This window comes from Citrobacter sp. MGH106 (assembly GCF_001037495.1).
Taxonomy (GTDB): domain Bacteria; phylum Pseudomonadota; class Gammaproteobacteria; order Enterobacterales; family Enterobacteriaceae; genus Citrobacter; species Citrobacter murliniae.
The window spans coordinates 1,254,169-1,274,464 of the sequence record NZ_KQ089822.1 but is presented as its reverse complement, the minus strand read 5'-3'; the positions used below and the strand labels follow the sequence as shown (position 1 = coordinate 1,274,464).

23 protein-coding genes are annotated in these 20,296 nt (G+C 43.5%); 2 read left to right on the top strand and 21 right to left on the bottom strand.

What is annotated here, in order from left to right; translation table 11 throughout:
• Positions 1–188 precede the first annotated feature (188 nt).
• The 21 genes from SK36_RS05965 to SK36_RS05870 all read right to left on the bottom strand — a co-directional run bounded on the left by SK36_RS05965 (position 189) and on the right by SK36_RS05870 (position 17,876).
• Positions 189–836: a helix-turn-helix domain-containing protein gene (locus tag SK36_RS05965; RefSeq protein ID WP_045445298.1), complete on the bottom strand. Its 648-nt coding sequence runs from the start codon at positions 834–836 to the stop codon at positions 189–191.
• 73 nt (positions 837–909) lie between these two features.
• A complete protein-coding gene (locus SK36_RS24600; protein ID WP_136345346.1) occupies positions 910–1,326 on the bottom strand; it encodes a hypothetical protein in 417 nt (138 codons plus the stop codon).
• Positions 1,326–1,958: an HAD family hydrolase gene (locus SK36_RS05960; RefSeq protein WP_045445301.1), complete on the bottom strand. Its 633-nt coding sequence runs from the start codon at positions 1,956–1,958 to the stop codon at positions 1,326–1,328. The genes SK36_RS24600 and SK36_RS05960 overlap by 1 nt, the downstream gene beginning before the upstream one ends.
• On the bottom strand, positions 1,955–2,587 hold the full coding sequence (locus SK36_RS05955; RefSeq protein WP_048221020.1) for a PI-PLC domain-containing protein: 633 nt from the start codon (positions 2,585–2,587) through the stop codon (positions 1,955–1,957). Before SK36_RS05955 ends, SK36_RS05960 begins: the two co-directional genes overlap by 4 nt.
• 19 nt (positions 2,588–2,606) lie before the next feature.
• Positions 2,607–3,320, bottom strand: a complete 714-nt coding sequence (locus tag SK36_RS05950; RefSeq protein WP_045445307.1) for an ABC transporter ATP-binding protein — start codon at positions 3,318–3,320, stop codon at positions 2,607–2,609.
• Entirely contained in the window at positions 3,317–4,144 is an 828-nt protein-coding gene (locus SK36_RS05945; protein WP_075261761.1) for an ABC transporter permease, read from the bottom strand. Before SK36_RS05945 ends, SK36_RS05950 begins: the two co-directional genes overlap by 4 nt.
• Positions 4,145–5,161 carry a WavE lipopolysaccharide synthesis family protein gene (locus SK36_RS05940; protein ID WP_071828994.1) on the bottom strand — a complete coding sequence of 339 codons (1,017 nt, stop codon included), beginning with the start codon at positions 5,159–5,161 and terminating at the stop codon, positions 4,145–4,147.
• A complete protein-coding gene (locus tag SK36_RS05935) occupies positions 5,161–5,643 on the bottom strand; it encodes a hypothetical protein (RefSeq protein ID WP_045445312.1) in 483 nt (160 codons plus the stop codon). Before SK36_RS05935 ends, SK36_RS05940 begins: the two co-directional genes overlap by 1 nt.
• Positions 5,640–7,349, bottom strand: coding sequence for a hypothetical protein (locus tag SK36_RS05930; RefSeq protein ID WP_048221019.1), 1,710 nt, complete (start codon positions 7,347–7,349; stop codon positions 5,640–5,642). Before SK36_RS05930 ends, SK36_RS05935 begins: the two co-directional genes overlap by 4 nt.
• Positions 7,346–8,143: a glycosyltransferase family 2 protein gene (locus SK36_RS05925; protein ID WP_223307005.1), complete on the bottom strand. Its 798-nt coding sequence runs from the start codon at positions 8,141–8,143 to the stop codon at positions 7,346–7,348. The genes SK36_RS05930 and SK36_RS05925 overlap by 4 nt, the downstream gene beginning before the upstream one ends.
• Positions 8,121–8,480, bottom strand: coding sequence for a cupin domain-containing protein (locus tag SK36_RS05920; protein ID WP_136345345.1), 360 nt, complete (start codon positions 8,478–8,480; stop codon positions 8,121–8,123). The genes SK36_RS05925 and SK36_RS05920 overlap by 23 nt, the downstream gene beginning before the upstream one ends.
• Positions 8,480–10,141 carry an O-antigen ligase family protein gene (locus SK36_RS23085; RefSeq protein WP_053069225.1) on the bottom strand — a complete coding sequence of 554 codons (1,662 nt, stop codon included), beginning with the start codon at positions 10,139–10,141 and terminating at the stop codon, positions 8,480–8,482. The genes SK36_RS05920 and SK36_RS23085 overlap by 1 nt, the downstream gene beginning before the upstream one ends.
• Positions 10,142–10,393: 252 nt before the next feature.
• Positions 10,394–11,233: a hypothetical protein gene (locus SK36_RS05910; protein WP_048221018.1), complete on the bottom strand. Its 840-nt coding sequence runs from the start codon at positions 11,231–11,233 to the stop codon at positions 10,394–10,396.
• Between the two features lie 20 nt (positions 11,234–11,253).
• Positions 11,254–11,778, bottom strand: a complete 525-nt coding sequence (locus SK36_RS05905) for a fimbrial protein (RefSeq protein WP_048221017.1) — start codon at positions 11,776–11,778, stop codon at positions 11,254–11,256.
• A 7-nt stretch (positions 11,779–11,785) separates the two neighbouring features.
• Positions 11,786–12,274 carry a fimbrial protein gene (locus SK36_RS05900; RefSeq protein WP_048221016.1) on the bottom strand — a complete coding sequence of 163 codons (489 nt, stop codon included), beginning with the start codon at positions 12,272–12,274 and terminating at the stop codon, positions 11,786–11,788.
• Positions 12,271–12,702, bottom strand: a complete 432-nt coding sequence (locus SK36_RS05895; RefSeq protein ID WP_231593074.1) for a fimbrial protein — start codon at positions 12,700–12,702, stop codon at positions 12,271–12,273. The genes SK36_RS05900 and SK36_RS05895 overlap by 4 nt, the downstream gene beginning before the upstream one ends.
• A gap of 155 nt (positions 12,703–12,857) precedes the next feature.
• A complete protein-coding gene (locus SK36_RS05890; protein WP_048221015.1) occupies positions 12,858–13,352 on the bottom strand; it encodes a fimbrial protein in 495 nt (164 codons plus the stop codon).
• An 18-nt stretch (positions 13,353–13,370) separates the two neighbouring features.
• Positions 13,371–14,105, bottom strand: coding sequence for a fimbria/pilus periplasmic chaperone (locus SK36_RS05885; protein ID WP_136345343.1), 735 nt, complete (start codon positions 14,103–14,105; stop codon positions 13,371–13,373).
• Positions 14,106–14,165: 60 nt separating this feature from the next.
• On the bottom strand, positions 14,166–16,490 hold the full coding sequence (locus SK36_RS05880; protein ID WP_231593073.1) for an outer membrane usher protein: 2,325 nt from the start codon (positions 16,488–16,490) through the stop codon (positions 14,166–14,168).
• 226 nt (positions 16,491–16,716) lie between these two features.
• Complete coding sequence (locus SK36_RS05875) at positions 16,717–17,268, bottom strand: fimbrial protein (RefSeq protein WP_136345342.1); 552 nt, start codon at positions 17,266–17,268, stop codon at positions 16,717–16,719.
• A gap of 77 nt (positions 17,269–17,345) precedes the next feature.
• Positions 17,346–17,876 carry a fimbrial protein gene (locus SK36_RS05870; protein WP_048221012.1) on the bottom strand — a complete coding sequence of 177 codons (531 nt, stop codon included), beginning with the start codon at positions 17,874–17,876 and terminating at the stop codon, positions 17,346–17,348.
• A gap of 527 nt (positions 17,877–18,403) precedes the next feature.
• Here SK36_RS05870 and SK36_RS05865 point away from each other — a divergent pair.
• Positions 18,404–19,300, top strand: a complete 897-nt coding sequence (locus SK36_RS05865; RefSeq protein ID WP_071828996.1) for a helix-turn-helix domain-containing protein — start codon at positions 18,404–18,406, stop codon at positions 19,298–19,300.
• A gap of 266 nt (positions 19,301–19,566) precedes the next feature.
• Positions 19,567–20,214: a nitrate/nitrite response regulator protein NarP gene (narP, locus tag SK36_RS05860; protein ID WP_045445346.1), complete on the top strand. Its 648-nt coding sequence runs from the start codon at positions 19,567–19,569 to the stop codon at positions 20,212–20,214.
• The last annotated feature ends 82 nt before the right edge of the window (positions 20,215–20,296 follow it).

Below are 20,296 nucleotides of genomic sequence, written 5' to 3'. Positions count from 1 at the left end.
CTATAGCCATATCAAACGCTCATTATTTCCAGTTGATGTAAGAGCATCCCTCAACTGTTGGGGTGTACCTGAGAAAAATTTTGGAAGAGCCTTTCTTAAGAGAGTTTTTTGATGTCTGCATCATCGTCCTCCCTCGTGCATACGAGAAAAATGAAGGGTGATACTGCGTTACATACCTGACAAATAAATTAGTGTCTGCACTCCCTTAAATTCGCTAAACAAGAGTCAACATAAAGCAATCGTCCACGTTTTATCATAACGCGTCCCTCTTTAGCTAGTCTTGCTAATATACTCATCACCAACGAACGAGATAATGTTGTTCGCGTAATAATATATTTGCTGAGCACGACTCTTTTTTTTATTTCTGAAGGTAATTTTTCATACTCTAAAATTGATAAGCAAACACGCTGATAGGTGGTCTTATTGAGCGTCTTGCTATCACGATGAATCGCTAAAGCGAGCATGTGGACAAGATTAATGGCTACTGCTTTCCACAACTTTTTCTCCTCCACTTTTTCACGCACAACATCAACATCAACTAAAACTATTTCTGCATCCGTCTCAGCCTTCAGATAGATACTGTCAACATCCGTAACTAACCCCAACAAACCGAAAATGGACTGCGGGGACTGATAAGCTATAAACAGATTGTCCTGCATATGATAGATTGAAAAAAATCCAGATATTAATAATACAACGGAACGTCCCGGCTGAGAAAACCTGATAATCTCTTCTCGTTTAATCTTTTTTGTTACCCCAAACAAAGATAACTCACCTATAAGAGAACTGACTTGAGATGCATACAGCAAATGAAATTCATCAGTGAAATGTGGCATAACCACCTCCAGATAATGGAAATAATAACGCTAGTACATTAGTCATTTAGATAAAGAGTCGATATAACAGTGGCTATAAATGATATTCTGTAGAGAGCAAAGCCTGATTCCAGCAATCCGTCAGGGTTATTATATTGCTGGTTGGGTCATAAGCCCGAATAGCATTCATAGCACAATGGCGAAAAAAATCGGCTCGATGAAAAAAAAGCCACCCGTCATCCCCTGCAACTAATCCAGACAATGATATCTCTGCAGGAAAGAAACCCGGAAGGCGTTCACTTGTTGTTATCAGTACAGGCACATGGTCTGGAATATCGGCTGCAGCATACAGCGCCTGACATAGCGGTGTCATATTATTTGATGGTAGATAACATATGTTATCTATATTCTTATGGTGTACTCCAGTTTGAAACACGCAGTTAATAATCGAAGAAAATATATCTTCACTATTCATAGCGACGGTGTTAATACATAATAAAATAGGCTTCATTATCTTATAGACTCACATTGATTAATAAAGTTACGTACCAGATCTCGAGTAACATCTTTTGGTTCTTTAACGCTTAAAACGTGCGCCCCCGAAGCTTTCGCAGCCATAATACCGTGTGGATTATCCTCGACAATGACACACTCCGCCGGTGTAATCCCTAAAATCTGAAAGGCTTTGTTGTAAATTTCCGGATCAGGCTTTCCGCAGGTAACATCTTCATTTGACAGAAAAAAACTCAGATAGGGTAAAAGCTGGGCTCTCCTCATCATTGTTTCAATACTGTCGCGAATAGAATTAGACGCAACAGCCACCTGATAACCCTGACGCCTAAGCCAGGCTAACGTGAGCTGGTGTTCAAACACTGGCCAGCAATGTTGATGAATCAATTGCATGGTATAACGCTGTTTCATCTCATTAATAAAAGGATGCAATGACTCAGGTAACCCATAACGTTTTGTCAGCAAAGTCAGTTTATCTTTAGTCGGTAAACCATCAAATTCAAGCAGATGATCCTGATGGTTAATCGCCACCCCAAACATCGCTAAAATCTGGTTCAATGCCTGGTAATGCCAATCCCTGGCATCAATTAGCACCCCATCCATGTCAAACACTACGGCGCGAATCTGTGTCATTTTAATAATGCCTCTGCTTGCTCAGGGAAATCGGTACACAACATCATGTTAGGGTGACTGAGCAATTCTTCAGGCAATGATCTCAGACTTTGCCAAAAATATTCATGATCACGTTGATGTAGTTCTGGTGAAACAAAACTCACGCTCTTTCCTGACGCCAGCCATCTTTTAATAAGAACAATTTCGACTTTATTAGAGCTAAAACCATCCACCCATAAAACCGACGCACGCTGGCTCAGTTCTCCTTCAGGTTCATATTCACTAAGACGCGCAGCGGTGATCATATTTGCTGAAAAATAGTCCATAGAGTCCGGCACAGACATATCAAAACAGAAATAACGTGTGATCTGATACCGGGCCAGCAAAAATTTCAATTCATTCGCCAGGCCATCAGCCTTCATATTTAAAGCCAGTGTGCCTGAACAGCTATTATTCACATAATCTTTAAATAACGTTTCCAGAGGCAATACCCCTCGTCGGGGCATATCATGGCTGATCACCAGCTCTCCGTCTAAGTCACGAATATCTGTCTCAATTCCCCATCCTGACTTAAGCGCATACACTAACGCTCCGCGGGAGTTTTTTTCTGTGGATGTGAGCCAGGCCCCTCGATGAGCCAAAATTTGCATGTGAATATCCTTAATCTCTTTATAACGTTGAGTAATATTTCAAAGCGTCAGATAAGGAGCCATCATGTAGCAGATATCCCTTCTCAAGGACCAGACCCCGCTGACATACTGCACGTAATTGCTCAACATCATGACTGACTAACACTAAGGTTCCCCCTTCCTGCTGGAAGCTTTTTACCTTCTCAAGACAACGTTTTTGGAACTGCATATCCCCTACGGCCAGCGCTTCATCAATAACTAAAATATCGCAGTCCAAATGGATACCAACCGAAAATGCGAGACGTAAAAACATCCCCGAAGAATATGTTCTCACTGGTTGATAAAGTGCATCATTAATATCTGCGAATTCGACAATCTCTTTGATTTTTTTTTGCGTTTCCGATTTACGCATACCTAAAATTGCCCCTGCCAAGAAAATGTTCTCCTGGCCACTCAGGTCATGATGAAATCCAGCACCAACCTCCAAAAGAGAGGCCAGACGTCCGCGAACAAAAATGCGTCCTGACGAAGGGCGAGTCACTCGCGTCAGGAGTTTTAACAAGGTTGATTTACCTGAACCATTTCGCCCCAGGACACCTAAAGACTCACCCTGCACCAGATTAAAGCTGACGCTGGTTAACGCATTACAATACTCATGCTCGTTATTGCGCTGGAACGCCAGTGCCGTACGCAGCGAGTTTCCTTGTAGCTGATGTCGGAGATAACATTTACTGACATTTTCGAATCTGATCATTCTCTGTCCACAATTAATGCTTCATAGTGATTAAAACAAAAATAACCCGCCAGAATGATTAATCCGCACCCCGAAAAACTGATAATCAACAAGATAAAGGAAGGACAAGCCCCGCCAAGTAAGACATAACGAAAAAGAGAAATAATACCGCTCAGTGGGTTCAATACTGTCAGAAAGTAAAAACGTTCAGGCAATAAACCAGGCGTCCAGACAACAGGTGTTGCGTAAAACAAACACTGAGTTAACAGGGGGATAATATGGCGAAAATCGCGAAAACGAGTTCTCAGTATCGCCATCAAACACCCTACTCCCCACCCGGTTAGCACCATCACCCCACTACAAATAAACAATAATGGCAATTGATAGACAGACCAGTCAGTCCCTAAAAAAGGGAGCATACAAATTAACCAGAACATAGTAATGAGAAAATCAATACTGTTAACACCTATGCAAGAAAATGTCAGTGCAACCCGCGGGAAATACACTTTCTTAACCAATTGTATATTATTAATAAGAGATTCGGATACGGCATTAAGCGTGGAGGCAAACAGCATCCATAAAATCAACCCACATAACAGCACCCAGCTATAAGATACTTGATATTCTGGTGGTGAAAACCGTACCATCACCCCAAAAATAGCGTAATACATTGCCATATTCATGGCTGGATTTAAAAAAGCCCATAGCCATCCCAACAGAGTCTGGCTATAGCGAACGGATAAATCACGTATTATTAGTTGTACAATCAGGTGCCTCGACTGCCAGACCTCATATATCGTCGCTCTCCTGTTTACATCAGAAATAAAGCCATTAACGATACTCATCTATTCGCTCCGATGAATAAAGACAGATAAGACTACGCGACGTATTGCTTCGCAGCAAAGCAACCTTGCACGTATAATATATCCCCAACGCCATACCCGTGTTATAAGATAACTGACAAGCGCTCGAGGAGTAAATGCCTTCACTCCATTATAGCGTTTATATAAACGTAACCATCGTGAATAAGAATAAACACTGAAGGCACCTCGCCATTTATATTTTCTCTGAAACTTAGGCCAACGCAACCCAAGGTGTTCAGGATTATAAGCGATAAAATTTGCCAGAAAATATTGTTCCGAAAGAGATATTAATTGTTCCGAGCGCTGGGAATTGCCATCAAAAACAGATTTACCCGTAACTTTTTTAATGGCATGAACCCACAGCCATTGCTCAGGTACATAACGCCATGCGCACCACAGGCCCCCAGGAAATATAGTGGGCATGAAGAGATCTTGAGTGGCTAGTGGTGAATTAAAAAATACTTTAATATCTTCCGTGCGTCCTGCAAGAAAAATATCACCCGGATGAAACAGAAAAGGTAGGCTCCCTCTGGCATCACGAGCGATCCAACTGGCAGTAATAACGCGCTGAGAAAATACACTAAACGTATTATCACGAATGAAGCCATCATCCGCAGCAACATGCTGTTCCAGTAACCTCACAATAGATCGATCGGTGAGATAACAGTCAGTACGTAGCTTAATTACCAGTTCCCGGGTTGCAGCATTCAACCCCGCGCGAGTAGAAACTAGCTGGCGATTAACATTTGTCAAATGCTTACCTGCTGACTCCCAGCCGATAATGGGACCAGGATCGTCACTGAGAACCAACGTAATATCCATATGTGATAACAAGTCGGCGAGAAACTCGTTCCCGGCATCAGCCATATCCCAGGATGAAACAATAATTTCAGCTAAAGGAAATGTATCCCGCACTCGTTGCAGCTGCCATAAAAACTGCTCAAGAGTTTGTTCTTTAGTTTGCACAGGCCCCTGAATGACGAGGCTTAGTTGTTTCATTACATTTTCCTGAATAAGCGGGATACAAATTGTACGGCTCTATTTTGAATAAAAAACCCATTGCCATAGGCTATTATTTTCAAAACGCTTAAGAGGAGCAGCCGACGCAATGGTAATGGTGTATCAGAAACAAAATTCAACCAGTTTACCCACGCAGCATACCGATGAGAGATCATTTCGCCTGTGAGAATGAGATCCACTTGCTGTGTATTGCGCGCGACCGCATTGATATAATGGAGACACATTGGCCAAATCTTTTCTGGTGCTTCCTGCATCCCATTCTGATAAATAATGAAAACCAGCGGATATGTAGGCCCGGCTTCCGTCATTTCTCTGGTTTCAACTATCCGGTCATCACACAGTGTAATCCAGACAGTACAAGTATCATTAATGCCAGATAATGATGACAGCGCTTCGCTATTTCCTTCTGCCCATGAATGTACGGTGGTAAGCGGTGCATTCAGTACATTAATTTGTGTCATACAACACCTCTGTGATTGCGTAAGATACGCCAGAGTTGCAGTAACGATATAGGGAAAGCCGTATGTCGACTAAAGAACTTCAACCAGACTGCGGCAATGAATGTTCCTATAAATTTATTGATCCCTGTTTTTTCTTGAGTTTTATCGGGCATAATGAAAGGTGAAGAGAAAAAATTATTAAATAACTGGCGCGTCAGGCTAATATGCTTAAGGAAAAAAAGTTTTTTATCCGCGACACTTGCTGCACTATTCAGTACAAACTGAAATGATTCTCTCGAGACCGGATCATAAGATTCACATAAAACCTCCTTGAACCAATCTTCTACCAGATGTTTGGTATTACCTTGCGTTTGCCACAATAATTTTGCTATCAGACAAAAGCGACGCACTCCAGTTAAGGGGCGATGTTGTATCTGACGAACCAGAATATCGCTTCCCGTATAGCGTTGAGCAAAAGCCGCGAGACGCTTTATCCCTTCCTGATGAGTAATATCCAGTGCAGGTTTGCGTGTAAACCCCCACCATTCCATTGGAGATCGTTCTTGTCTGATACAACCATTTTTCACCACTCCAGATAGCACGCCATATCCATGCATTATGCTGCGATAGCGCTGCGATTCTGTCAGTGAATAAGGATTTACACGAGAAGGTATACCAGCTACTGCCGCTTGAATTCCCTGCTCTACGTCCTCAAACTCCCCCCAGAACAGGTTCTCATTCTGTGGCAAGCAATGCCAAACGCTTCGCTTACACAAATAGAGGCTGCCAGTCAGATAATCATGACCAAAATGAGAGCGAACGGGATGTTGCGCAGCCATTTTCATCGGGTTAAATTCTTTAATTTCTGTGCGACGTAAACGCTCAGCTTTTATTAAAGCCTCAGGTACTGACGATATCGTACCAAAGTCGGAATAACGACGCGGTGTAGCCTGCCACTGATCAGCAAACCAGAATGACTGAAAACCAACGAAGGGATAATTATCACCAAAACGCTTGATTGCGTCTTTGAAGTTAACGGGCAACAGAACACGATCGTGAAGAATACATAAATTAGGTAAAGTAGCCGCTTTTACCAGCATATTTTTCTTTTTGGTAATATGTATTGGATATTCGGGTAATGCTTCACCAATAATTTTCACTTCACTAAAATAGCTAAAGTCTTCAGGTACCTGACCACAAAGAATGATCTCTTGTTGCTCCACCCCCAAAGAGAGAATCCGTTCCACACAAGCATTTAACATGTCTGCATCAGTGCCACCAACCGGAATACAGAAACTCCAGGCATCCAGACCACGATCATTTTCGGCTGGTAATAGACTCTTTTTTTGGAAACAACGAATACCCGGGATTGCTGATGTGATCTCAACGAATCTATTTTTATAATAGGACCTGGAGAGTAATTCCCCTACTCCTTCCGATTCAAGTAAATAGAGACAACCACCCACAGGAATAAGATGTGCAGTATCCCATAGTAACTGAGCCGCCAATGGGGAAAAATCCCAGTGTGAACAAACAACATTAGCGGTAGTAATGTCTAAAAAGCGCTCTACTGCTGTCAGTTTATGTACTGGAGCACTCTTAACCCGCGCAAATGTAATGACGGTTGTATTCTCAGGAAGTCGGGAAAAACAGCGTTCAGGATCCTGCAATACCCGGCATACAGGCCAACGTAATCCTCTCCGGTGTACGCAGGCAATAAGTCTCATACCGTTGCCTCACATTTCTCCAGGGCATTTTTCAGGGCCTTACTCTTCATAAATTGCGCAAGATCTTCAGGTGTACCCAGACCATGCATCCCTTTCCCATTGCAGCCAATATTATAAGTACCGATACGAAATAACCCTTCACGATACATATGGGTATACACAGGGGCGACATAAAATTCCCCCTGGCTGCGTTCGTTGCGTGCAACCATCGATCGCGCCAGACGGCAGAAATCACGACCAGAGCGAAAATTATAGATGCCAACAGTCGCCTCACTGGAAACAACTTCTTTTTCGACGACCTGAGATACCCACCCTTCTTCATCATAATTAACATACGACCAACGAGAATCAGTTGCCGACATTGTCATAATAAAGCCATCGAGGTCGCGGCGTTCGATTTCTGCTAAATAGTCGTCAATATTGATATTTACCCACTGATCGGAATTGGCAATCATCAGAGGGGAACTGTTATCAATTAACGCTGCGGCACTCAAAACAGAGCAAAGTGCGCCATCAGTAATATCAGCGACGCTGATAACCAGAGAGTCTGGAGCCAGACTTTCCAGACGCGCAGCAAAATCATAGCGTTCCAGATGTGCTTGCTGACAAATGAAAATAAACCGGTGCGGGCAGCTCGGGCGTAAATTATTAATAACCAGTTCAATCATCGGCACACCGGCAATGGAGATGAAGGGTTTTGGATCGGTAAAACCCACCTGCGCAAACCGGCTTCCACGACCAGCCATTGGAATCACAATATTCAGCATCACATTAACTCTCAAAATATTTGTCATTAAGCGCACCGGGATGTTTTATTACCACGGTAATACACGCTTCCAGAGCCTCGAATGCACTGGCGGTTCCAGGTGCCAGAGTGATAATATCGCCTGCGTTCAGTTCCCTGTCAGCCATCCGTGCTCGTCCCTGTAGCAGCAATGTTATTTCTGTAGCAATCCGGTGGACATGCGCCTTTTCAACCACTCCAGCAGGAAAATGTTTTACAGCAACTTCAACATCATTCGTCGAATAAGCAGCAGGTGTAAATGCACCAATAAACCAGCCGCCAACCATTTCATCCAGATGAGTAATTTGCACCGCTGATACGGGTTGTAGCGCTTTGGACTCATTCATTATTGTGGTTTCCCTTGCATTACAGCTGTTGTACATGAAAAGCGAGTATCCTGTGGAAAACTCAAACAACCACGATAATTCCAGTATTGCGCTTGTGGTGAATTATTAAAATACAAGGCAATTTTTCTCATTGAGTCCATCATGTTTGAATCGTTATGCCACTTCAGCCACTCTCCGGCCTGAGACTGAAACTGTATAAGTAACGAGACATCAGAATTAATATTGAAAAGCGCCAGGTCGCTAGCTGCCCGATCAAACAACAAATGGTCTGCCTGTGCATAATCATTACCAGAAACGGCCAATAATGAAGGATCGCTTAACCAAAAATCCTCTGCCTGACGCAGTTGTTTAGCAGACTGCAGTGCGGTCACCATAAATAGGGTGCCTGACAGACAGAGAACATAACTTGCTGCCTGTATTCCCAGGCGTAATGGAAATGAAGGTTGCCAGCGTTTCTCACTGTTTTTGATCGTCACTGGAAGTGCCAGCCACAGCAATATAACCAATAACACGCAATGTACAGCAGATAAATACAAGGGATACTCCGTCATAATATGTAGCAACAGAGGTAATAGTAATGCCCCACGCGAGCAGACATTACGTGCTTTAATTGCCCGAAACGGCGCAATCACAAGAGACAACCAAAGTAAGATCCCTGTTAATGCCAGTATTCCGCCTTCGCACCAGACATAAATTAATTCGTTATGTGGGTAACGAACCGTCACAGTAAAAGGATTGGTTATTCCCTCACTGGCCAAAGCCTTGGGGAAAGCAGTTTCAAAAGAAGAAAGTCCGCTCCCCTTAAAAATATGCGAATAAATCAGCGCCATCCCGCCTTTGAGTAAAGTGAAACGTTCAGCATCAGAATGCTGGCGATTCCAGTCTGTTCTCAAGTCGATATCACGAGGACGCTCGTCGTGGTTTGTCCCCGTTAAATTCCCCATAGCGGTATCTAGTGTTTGCGGTAACAGCTTGACGCGTTGATTGAGAGTTGCCTCACCCACGAATGACCCCAGCAAAGTCACCACCAAAACCGCAAGGATAAAAGGCTTCTTGCGATTAAAAATGCACATCAAAACACCACCTGCTATGGCACTGAGCAGCGCTGAACGGGACTGCGTAATAATGACACCGGCACACAACAGCACAGAACACAGCATGGATGCTTTACGCAAACCTGGCATCAGTCCTGAAGACATAAGCCACAGTGCACACAGGAAAGCGGTTGCTAAAAAAGAACCTAACAGATTGATTTGCAGAAAGGTGCCTGCAGGACGGCCATTTTGACCGGCAAAGGAATACTCCGTCCAGGCAGCAGCATTTTCCGGTGCCAGAATTTGCCAACAGGAAATCCCTGTTTGAATAATCCCTGCTGCAATAATAATCATATAAATACACTGACGTTCGCGTCCCCGCAGGGGAAACTGTAAAAGTAGCCCCATTAGCAGAGCCATTGCCCAGATCCCCCCCAGACGGGTAAGTGATTCTCCCCATGAACTCATTGGTGTCCATGCCAGTGGTACACTCATCAGGATCGCGCCCGCGAGCAGAAGTACCAAAGGCAGACTCCCCTTAATATTCTTACGCCATAGCAGAATTGAAAGAGCAGCTCCCCACAGAGCTACCCAGATCCAGACCAGAATATTGAGCGTGATATCCATTCCGTATCCAGAGAGCGTTTTCCATGGCCATGATAAAATTCCGACAAAAAGAATAAATAGCATCAGTAGGGAAAATTTTACAATCGTGCGAGAGTTCATACTGGCTCACAGTAATAAAAAACAATATTAATAAATAATAAAGATGCGATAGCCCTATATGCTACAGGATATCCGCACCCGCAAACAGAATCTATATAATCATCAGGCCATGATATAAAAAGATAATTATTAACACTTCAGAAACAAATAGAGTTAATATGGTTCCATTATCAACACACTGCTTCCATAATAAACGCCAGTGGCGTTAATATCAGATATTCGGCTAATTACTGGCAGGTCATTATTCCCAGCCTTTAGAGAAATAGGAATATTACGAGTGCTATTAAGCGCCTTATTATCAACAGAAATAAATGCTCTGCCAGATGGAGTTAAATTAATCGACTCAGATTCATAGCCACCAGTATCCGTATTCATCAGGTTAAAAGTCACCTGCATATCGGCAGTACAACTCACTCGAAGATTTGCCGTTTTATCAGCTATGTTGTTATCTTCAGCATCTTCCAACGTAGCTACCCCGTGATCGAATACCAGTTCTGGCGTTACTATCTTACACCACTCTTGTGCAGGCGGTACGCCCACACACCCTGCAGGCGCTTTAATCGCAGACGAGCCCATATTCGGGTCTAAAGACGGAGTAAAGAAATAGCCTATACAATCCTGGCCCGGTTTTAACGGTTCGGATACCGACGGTGAAATAAACGTAGTGATACCTTGTTGACTATTGTATGCTTCCAACGCTGATTCGCTGTAACTTTTGCTACTCGATGTTCTTACATAACCCGGCATCACTAATGTCTGAGGGTTACCATCATAGATATATTTTGGATGCTTCATTGCCAAAGTTGCATACATATAGCCCGCAGGCGGTATCGCATCAATCGCAGGGTCCGGGTAATTAATTAAATGCTGAGTAATATGGTAAACTATATGCTCAGCGTCCTGTGTATCAGTAGTGATAGAACTTATCACCGGGTATTGGCTTGCCGTCGCTGAAGAGATAATTAACAACAGGCTGGATAATAAATAGCGCATTTAAACCTCGACGATAATATTTATTGGTAACCCAGAACAAAGGTGGCTGTCGCCGAAAACTCACCGACAACAAGGGCTTTATTAGCCATCGCTGTCGGCGTGGCCTGGACAAACGCCTGAAAATTTAAATCGTTATTTCCCGGTATCAAGTTAGCGTAGGGACTCGCCGTACTCAAAGGCAGTAATGTCCCATTATCGCCTTCAATACCAATCGCAATACCCTTTGCCGTACTGGCGGGATCTATCGCCAGCAAACCCGGTAACTCTGTTTCTTCTGTTCCCTGAAACGTAACGCTGACCGTCGACAATACAGACGGATCGCAATCTGCCAAATGAATCGTAAACGCACTGCTATCAGTACGCTCGTGCGCGTAGAGATCTTTATCCACCACGGTCCCGAAATTAAGCGGAATATTGTCACTACCGTCAGGCAGCGTACATGGTTCCGAAACCAGCGCCCCCGAAAGATGGACATTGCCATCAGCATAGAGCGGATTGTATTTCAACAGTAAAAGCACACTGAACAGAAGAATATTGAGCTTCATGGCTTACCTATATGTAATCCGTGCGTAGAGTCATGAAAGCTTCGAAGGCGCCCTCCTCCAGCGTAATAGCGGGATCTTTAACCGGAGCGACACTGATAACCGGCGGGGATGTGGGATCGTCGACAGCAATTGGTTGGGCAAAAGTAACTGGTTGCGTGCCGATCATCACCTTGATGCCAAGCCCGTTTTTGTCAGTTGCAACTGCCGACGGATCAAAAATGGTTGGACTCGTCGTCTCGATAACGATCGCCAACTGGTTAGCCACATAATCCTCGTCACAGTCCACCGTATAATCAACAGTCTTGGTATAATTCACGCCATCAATTTTATTGACCCCCAGATCCTCACCAAAATCAACTTCTACCTTTGCGCCCTTACTGATGGTACAAGGGGGCATCACCAGGGTCCCGCTGAAAAACATATTAGGGCCATCGGCCTGAGCCATTCCCCAGGGTTGGAGAACAAAGAATAATAAGAGTAACAGAGAAGATTTCATGGGTAGTCTACCGTCATTGTTGCTGATGCGCTAAATTGGCCTGTAGGCAGGTGAGAACCAGGTTCCTGAATCAACAATGCTGACAGAACAGGCTGGCTACCTGCAGTAAAAGGCAGACTCTTGTTAAGCGGAAAATCTGCACCATCATGTTTTAGCTTAATCGCCAGTTCTGGAATTGATGTTTCGAGGCTTCCGCCATACTGATCGAAATCAACAATTGTCCCTGATATTTCCATGCTTAAATTGCTCGTGGAGCCAGCATTACTGCAGTCCAAGGTGTAAGTAATATCTTTCGTTACCAGACCAGCAGAGACATCTGTTGTAATAACATTATCACCGAAATCAACATTAATCTGCTGGTTGCCATTAATTTCACAAGGTTCTGATATTAATGCACCAGTAAAGTGTACATTATTATCAGCATTCACCACACCGCCCCTTGCACAAAGCGCTATACCGAACAGCCAAATATTTATTTTCACTTATCGCCTACATTTATTGGTGACACAAATAAAGGATTCTGATCCTCAGTTAAATATCAGAAACTGGTACCTGCTTTTACTTACCAACATGGTGAATCGTGTTATGGATAATATACTACCATCGTTGCTTCGGCAGTGAACGATCCCGTCGGCAACTCACGATTCGGTGCCTTAATTAAGGTGGCCGTCAACTTAGGATAAGGCCCACCCGAATTAATAACCAAATCTGTATTCAATGGAAAATCCACACCATCAGCTTTTATCCTTATAGCGAGAGAGTCCAATGATGTCTGCACGCTACCCTTATCAAATCCTTGCCCGTAACCATTAATATACATATTAACAGGCACCGACGACGGATTTGCATCATAACACTGCAGCGTGTACTCAATGTCTTCTACGGCCAAACCTGCCGCGACATCTGTCACAGCAACATGATCGCTAAAATCCACGTTGATCGGTTTGTTTTCATTCACCACACATGCCGGTTCTACAACTTTAACCGAAACCGTTATCATTGTGGTATATCGATCCGCATACGCCGAGTTCATTATTAAAAAGACAATAAAAATTACAACGAGTCGAATTTTCTCCATAACTCCCTTCTGTGGCATTTATTTCAATAATTTTGCCGGGCATGTATTGCCACTGCAGGTATACTGAATTTGCGGACGTCCACCGTAATCATTAATATAGGTCAATACCGGATGGTTTCCCAACTCACTGGCCGATGCTTCCAGCGTTGCCTGTCCATGTGGATCAATCATTGTTGGTTTAAATTTAACCGTTTTCCCTTTTACACTAGGTTGAGCAATAACCACTGTCAAAAAATAAGGACTGGGGTTATTCAAAATAAATTTGTCCCCCTGACGCTGCAGAGTTGTGCTCTCTACCCAATCACCATCCGCTGCCTGGGTTTTATCCATGGCGATCGCTTTTGGTCGGTAAAAAAGCTTAATTCTGGTTTGCAACGCAATTTGCAATGTATTCGGTGTTTTACTGCGCGGCGGTATTTCACGCAGATTAAAATAGAACAGCGATTCCCGATCCTGGGGTAATTGTGCCAATGCAGGAGAGGCTTGAATTTTTACCTGACTTTTCGCACCAGGTTCCACACGCTGAACAGGAGGTAACACAATTAAAGGAGAAGAAATCTTTTTCCCTTGCCGATCTTCAATCCATGCCTGAGCCAGGTAAGGTTGGTTTTTATTTTCATTGCTAATACTCAGGCTGATGGATTTATCATCACCATTAATAATCGCCCGGGTTCGATCCAGTGAAATAGCCGCATTTACATATGATGACAGCATTGAACAGGCGATACCCGTTAACGTAACGGCAAAATACATTCTACATCTTGATCTCTTCATCTTCTCAACCCAATTTAAATTAACGAAATTTATTTATCTCTAATGGATACACGGTAGAAGCAATGTATCGGTAAGATCCAATTGCCCCAGTTTTTCCGGAATCACTACTTTACAACTGTCGTCCTCACTCCATACTACCTGCAGGCTGGCTCCTGGGTTTAAACCACTCAGATAAACCTGACCATCTCCGCCAACAATACCAACTTCCTGATTCCCGTCATTGTGTACGCTGGCACCAAAGGGTGGAAAACTACCATCGACAAGGCGTATAACAGCCAATGCTTTCATACCCGATATCACGTTAAATTTGCGATACCCAATTGCCCCTTCAGTCAATGTTGCCGATGCAACAGAATACGTCGCTTCCGCATCATCCGGCATATTGTCGATATCGATACTTAAATTATTTTTGATATATTGTGTAACATCTGTAATAACCGCTTTCCCAAAATGGTTCGTTAATACCGTATCGCCATAACCATGAACGGGGACATTTGCAGCATCGACGGTATCGACCAGTACACGGGTAGCACCAAGTGAATTCACTCTGTGCAACGCAGCGCCTTTGGCTGTGGCAGTAACGCCTCCCCGCAACGTTAAGCCAGCTGAACGATACTGATTTTGCTCATAATCCAGGTTTGCAGTGACATCTGATAAATCTCCAGAATGATCATAATAGCCACTCACATTCATCCCTTCGTTACCACTCCCGGTAGCAATCTGGTAATTATCGCCATTTTCCAGACGGTCATAATAGCCAATGCGATGCGAGTTACTCGAATCACTAAACGTTGAGTTATAACTTACGGTTGCGGTGTCGCCCCACGGTATTGACGCCGATATATAAGCGCCATCGTCATTATTGCCTTCAAATTTATTCCGATATGCCGTCAATGAAATATTAATATTCTTCCACTTATCCATATCAAAAAAACGCGACAACGAGAGATTATAGCGATCTTCTTCCGGGCTATTCCAGTAAGTCTGGTGTGAATAGTTCACATACAGACTCGTTCCTGAATCAACAAACTGCTGGCTAAACGTCACCGTATACATCTCTTTATCTTCCTGAAATGCATCCGTTGTTGATACATAATTAAGAAAATCGCTAAAACTCATGAAATCTTTTTCTGCAAAACGATATCCCGCAAAGGTGATCTCGCTCCCTGTGTCGTCAAATCGTTTCGAATAACTCAGGCGATAGGAACGCCCTATTTTATCTTCGCTTTGATAGTTATTTAGCCTGGCATCTGCACGTGTAACATCAAATGAGAGCGCCCCCAGCATCATAAGATCTCGCCCGACGCCAACAGCCAGTGAACGATAGCTATCACTAACTGTGGATCCTCCATAAAGCGACCACCCGTTATTAATCCCCCATGACATTTCACCAGAACTGAAAGTTTCACCTGCTGCCTGGTGACTTTCATTGGTCGGTCGACCTGAAAAAACCTTGAAACGGATACTTCCAGGGCGTGTCAAATAGGGTATTGATGCGGTACTGACTTTATATTGCTGCACCGATCCATCCTGTTCCTGAACGCGCACATCCAGCGTTCCTGATACAGCGCTGTTTAAATCTTGTATTGAAAAAGGGCCGGCAGCGACCTGCGTTTCATAAATAATTCGCCCCTGTTGTGAAATAGTCACCTTGGCGTTCGTTTTTGCCACACCAGAGACTTCTGGCGCATAGCCACGTAAATTGGGTGGCAGCATATTGTCATCAGATATCATACTGGCGCCAACAAAGCGAAAACTGTCAAACAGATCAGAATTCATATAGTCCTCACCTAATGTTAGCTTAGCGCCTAATTTAGGCATAGCACGATAGACATAGCTGCGATCCCATGCCCATTTTTTTCTTCCGCTATTTCCGCTTGAACCGCTAGCGTAATTCGTCTGCCAGTCTGCGCGTGCTCGCCATGCCCCAATATTTAATCCACTCGTTCCGTTACCCGACAACGTACGATCGGTGCGACCGTCACTCTCCTGTGTATTGCTCTGAAAGTTGAGGTTGTAATCTGTTAGCAACCCAGGAATTCCTTCATCCCACATACTGATTGGCACCCAGTCGTTGGAAACATACTCCAGATAGACCTGGGGAATACTGATATTCAACACCCCAGCCCCCATATCAGGGCTGACAATTACGCCTTCCAGCGAAGTAATATCAGCACATTGCCCCTGGTGCCACATGCTAATTTTTTGTAAGAACTCTTCTTTTAGTCCGAATTGCTTCACCAGCTCACTACTGAAACAAGCTTCTGTCTCTTTTTTATCATCATCTTTGTTATAAACAGATATAGGCTGTTCATCTATTTCATTCTGATTGATTTTTAACTTAAAGCTGTAATCTCCCGGCATAATATACCCGCTGCTTTCAAAACGACTGAAGTCAATGTTTTTTTATCATTAACGTCCAGAATATCAGTATTGAAATCAACATAATCAGCCGCGTATACACCGCACTGTAAAAAAACAAAAGACAAGCACACGCCAAAAATTATGCGCCTGGTTAACGGCAACATTATAGAGCTATACATTCCAGTTCCATCGTTGTCAGTTATTCTTGCGAATGATTTATAAAAAACTAAAAGTAACTCACCTTATATTCAACGATAAATGAAGAAGGTATCAATGGCAGGTTATCCGCAGGGCCAAAGACATTTCTCTCTTTAAACGATAAGGCATAGTCAAGACGCATATCTGTATTGCTTACTTTTGTGTAATTACCAACCTTCTCACCCTTATTACTTGCTCGCATACCTTTATTTAATAATTGCAAGACAATGTTCCCCGCGTTGGCATCCGGTTCAGAAAAATTGTCTGCATCAACGCTATCTACCGTAACGCGGAAATACTGCCATGGCGTATCATTTTTTGAGTTAACATCAAATACGCAATGATCAAGATGAATAGAGAATCGCTCTGAAAGAGTTTTCTTATTATATTCAAGCTGTTTTTCAATTAACTCCCCCATATCAATCTGCTGTTCCCCTCCTGCCATGAAAATATTACATGCCCGTGCTTTAATAACCCCATAAAAATGCATTCTGTTATACCGGACACTGCCCGCAGTAGCGATAAAGCAATATGCTAAAAGAAAAATAAAAATACAGGTATAACGTATTATTCGGATCATGAACTCACTTCAGCAAATTGACCACCATACGCCCGCACAGGCGGGCGTACAGTAACAGGCACTATATCAGGTAGTGATTAATTGTAATCCAGGGTGAAGTCTGCAATCGCAGTGAATTCCCCAGGGACTATAACGGCAGAGGCGCCATCACCCTGCAGGTATGCAGAAAACAACAGTGTATTGTTACCTTCCTGCAAATCTTGAGGAGCTGTCGCAGCACCTAAGGTAATAGGTTTGCCCGCACCGTCAGTTAATACAATACCCGCACCGGAACCTGTACCTGTAATACCCAGGTGAGTCTTGGTGGTATCGTTAGCATCAACAGCGCCACTAAATGTAGTTGATACGTGGCCTGCAGATGCATCACAGTTTTGCAGGTCAATGGTGAAATTCACTGGCGTTGAGTTCCCCGTATTGCTATTGGCAGCCAGAGCCGCATTGGAGATCTCCCCCAAGTAAACATCTTGCTTACCATTGGCAATAGAACACGCGGCATCAATGATGGAACCCGTAAAGGTGACAGAACCATGCCCCTGATCCTGCGCCTGTGCGAATGAAGACAGAGTGCCAGCCAGAATAACCACCGCTGCAATTTTTGTTAATTTCATTTATTCCGTTCCTAAAATAAAATGACTTAATATTGAATATATAAGCGCAACGGCAGGTGTCTTGAGAAACATCGACATATATAGAGAGTATCTACTCATGACATTTTTTATAGCACCAGCGCGTTACCGTAAGATTATCAGCTCAACGAACTTTAGAGCGCAATTCAAATAAACAATCATGAGAATAAATAAACAAAAACAACAAAAACATAACAAATAAAATTTAATTAAATTATTTATTTGTATAAAGCAATCAATAATCATTCATCAGCGTTATCATGGTGCCAGTAAACTCACGGCGAGTATAATACCAGACGTTATTATTTGCACAGCGTTTTCCAGTAATTTTACGCTCAGCAACGCCATCTGCGTTAATTAATTGTAACGAGTTATCTTTATTACTCTTTTTTTGGATTATTACCACCAAATAATATCACTCTGTGATTATGCTATTGATTATCTGAATGTAATATTCTAAAACAGGATCTTATACTTGATTCGCTATAACCAGATGTAAGTGAGGACCTTTGAGCGATGAATTTATAACGCAACTGCTCAGGCTTATCGATGAAGGCCAGGATGAGAATATCAGCATCCCCTCCATTATATCTCGCTCAGGCTACAGCAGTGCTCAACTCCACAGGATATTTAGATCCAGGATGGGGTGTTCTATCAAAAACTATATTATGGGGATCAAGATGTACCGGTGTTCACTCGCCCTAAAATTCTCCGGTCTCTCCGTGAAAAAAATATCAGAGCTTTGCTTTTACTCAAGCCAACAAGCTTTCACTCGATACTTCAAAGAGTGCTTTGGTACAACGCCTGTTGAATTCAGAAGCAACAGTGAAGTTATATTTGGAAAAATTCCGGCCTGGGGTCATAAAGTAAACGGCGCACTCATGGATTTGGACGTGAGTTATATTTACATTCCGCACCTTGAACTCTATGGCGTCTCTGGAAAGTATGAATGTGATTTTTATCACATCGGTAAAGCCCATACCATGCAGAGAGCAGAACTTGAAAAAACATTCTCCAGTTTGCTCCTCACTATTCCCGACAAGGTTTATACATTGTGCAAACCCGTAAATTTGAAATGTGATAAAATTAGTTTCGACTACCACATTGGTGTCACTGCGGAGTTTAGCAAGGAGAAAGAACTACCCGCTTTACCGGTTATCTCCGGGGATTATCTGCGTTTTACATTTACTAAAAAAGTGGGTTCGACATCAGACAGAATACTCTACGTCTACAAGCAATACATGGCCCAACACTGCATCACCCGACGCGACGGCCATGATATTGAGCTTTTTGAATACACACATCCTCCTGATGCTTTAGAATATACTCACACTGTCTATGTCCCTGTTCTGTTCGATGAAAAGTTGATTGATATGCTGTTAACTCGTACGTCGGAACCCTCCTAGCTCGATGAGGGATGTCCAGCAAGGGAGCTGCTTACATAGCCACTGGCCAGTGGTATGTTCATTTTGCCATGCAGTTGGTCTTTATAGCAGCGCCCTGGCAGTAGACCTCATCTCTCTCCCACCCCTGCCCGTTTTAAACTTTGACGGTTTTGCTACTTACCCATGCACAAATTAGGGTAAAATTTATTCTCTCATCAGCTCGATGAATCTGGACGATTTACGTGCTGAAAACAATAATGATACTAATAAATACTCAGGAGAATAGTATGCCTGAAGCAATGCCTTTTCAGGTGCTTATTGTCGATGACCACCCACTGATGCGACGAGGAATTAGTCAGTTGCTACAGTTGGATAGCGCATTTGAAGTCGTCGCCGAAGCGGGTGATGGTGCAAGTGCAATCGATCTGGCAAACCGTCTTGACCTTGATGTGATCCTGCTGGATCTCAATATGAAGGGAATGAGCGGACTTGATACCCTGAATGCGCTGCGCCGGGATGGCATCACTGCGCAAATCATCATTCTTACCGTGTCAGATTCCGCAAGCGATGTATACGCATTGATTGATGCCGGCGCTGATGGCTATTTGTTGAAAGACAGCGACCCAGAAGTTCTGCTTGAAGCCATTCGCAGTGGTGCTAAAGGCGGTAAAGCCTTCAGCGCACGCGTCAGCGAATACCTGCGAGAGCGTGAACTGTTTGGTGCGGAAGAAGATCCGTTCAGTATACTTACCGAACGCGAGCTGGATGTTTTACATGAACTGGCTCAGGGCTTGTCAAACAAGCAGATTGCGTCCGTACTGAATATTTCGGAACAAACGGTGAAGGTGCATATTCGCAACCTGCTGCGCAAGCTCAACGTGCGCTCTCGTGTTGCCGCCACCATCCTGTTTCTGCAAACGCGTGGAATACAGTAATACGCAGAATGCCCGGTAGCGCTATGCTATCGGGCTTATGTCCAGGCCGGATAAGACTCTTAGGGTCGCTATCCGGCATCTT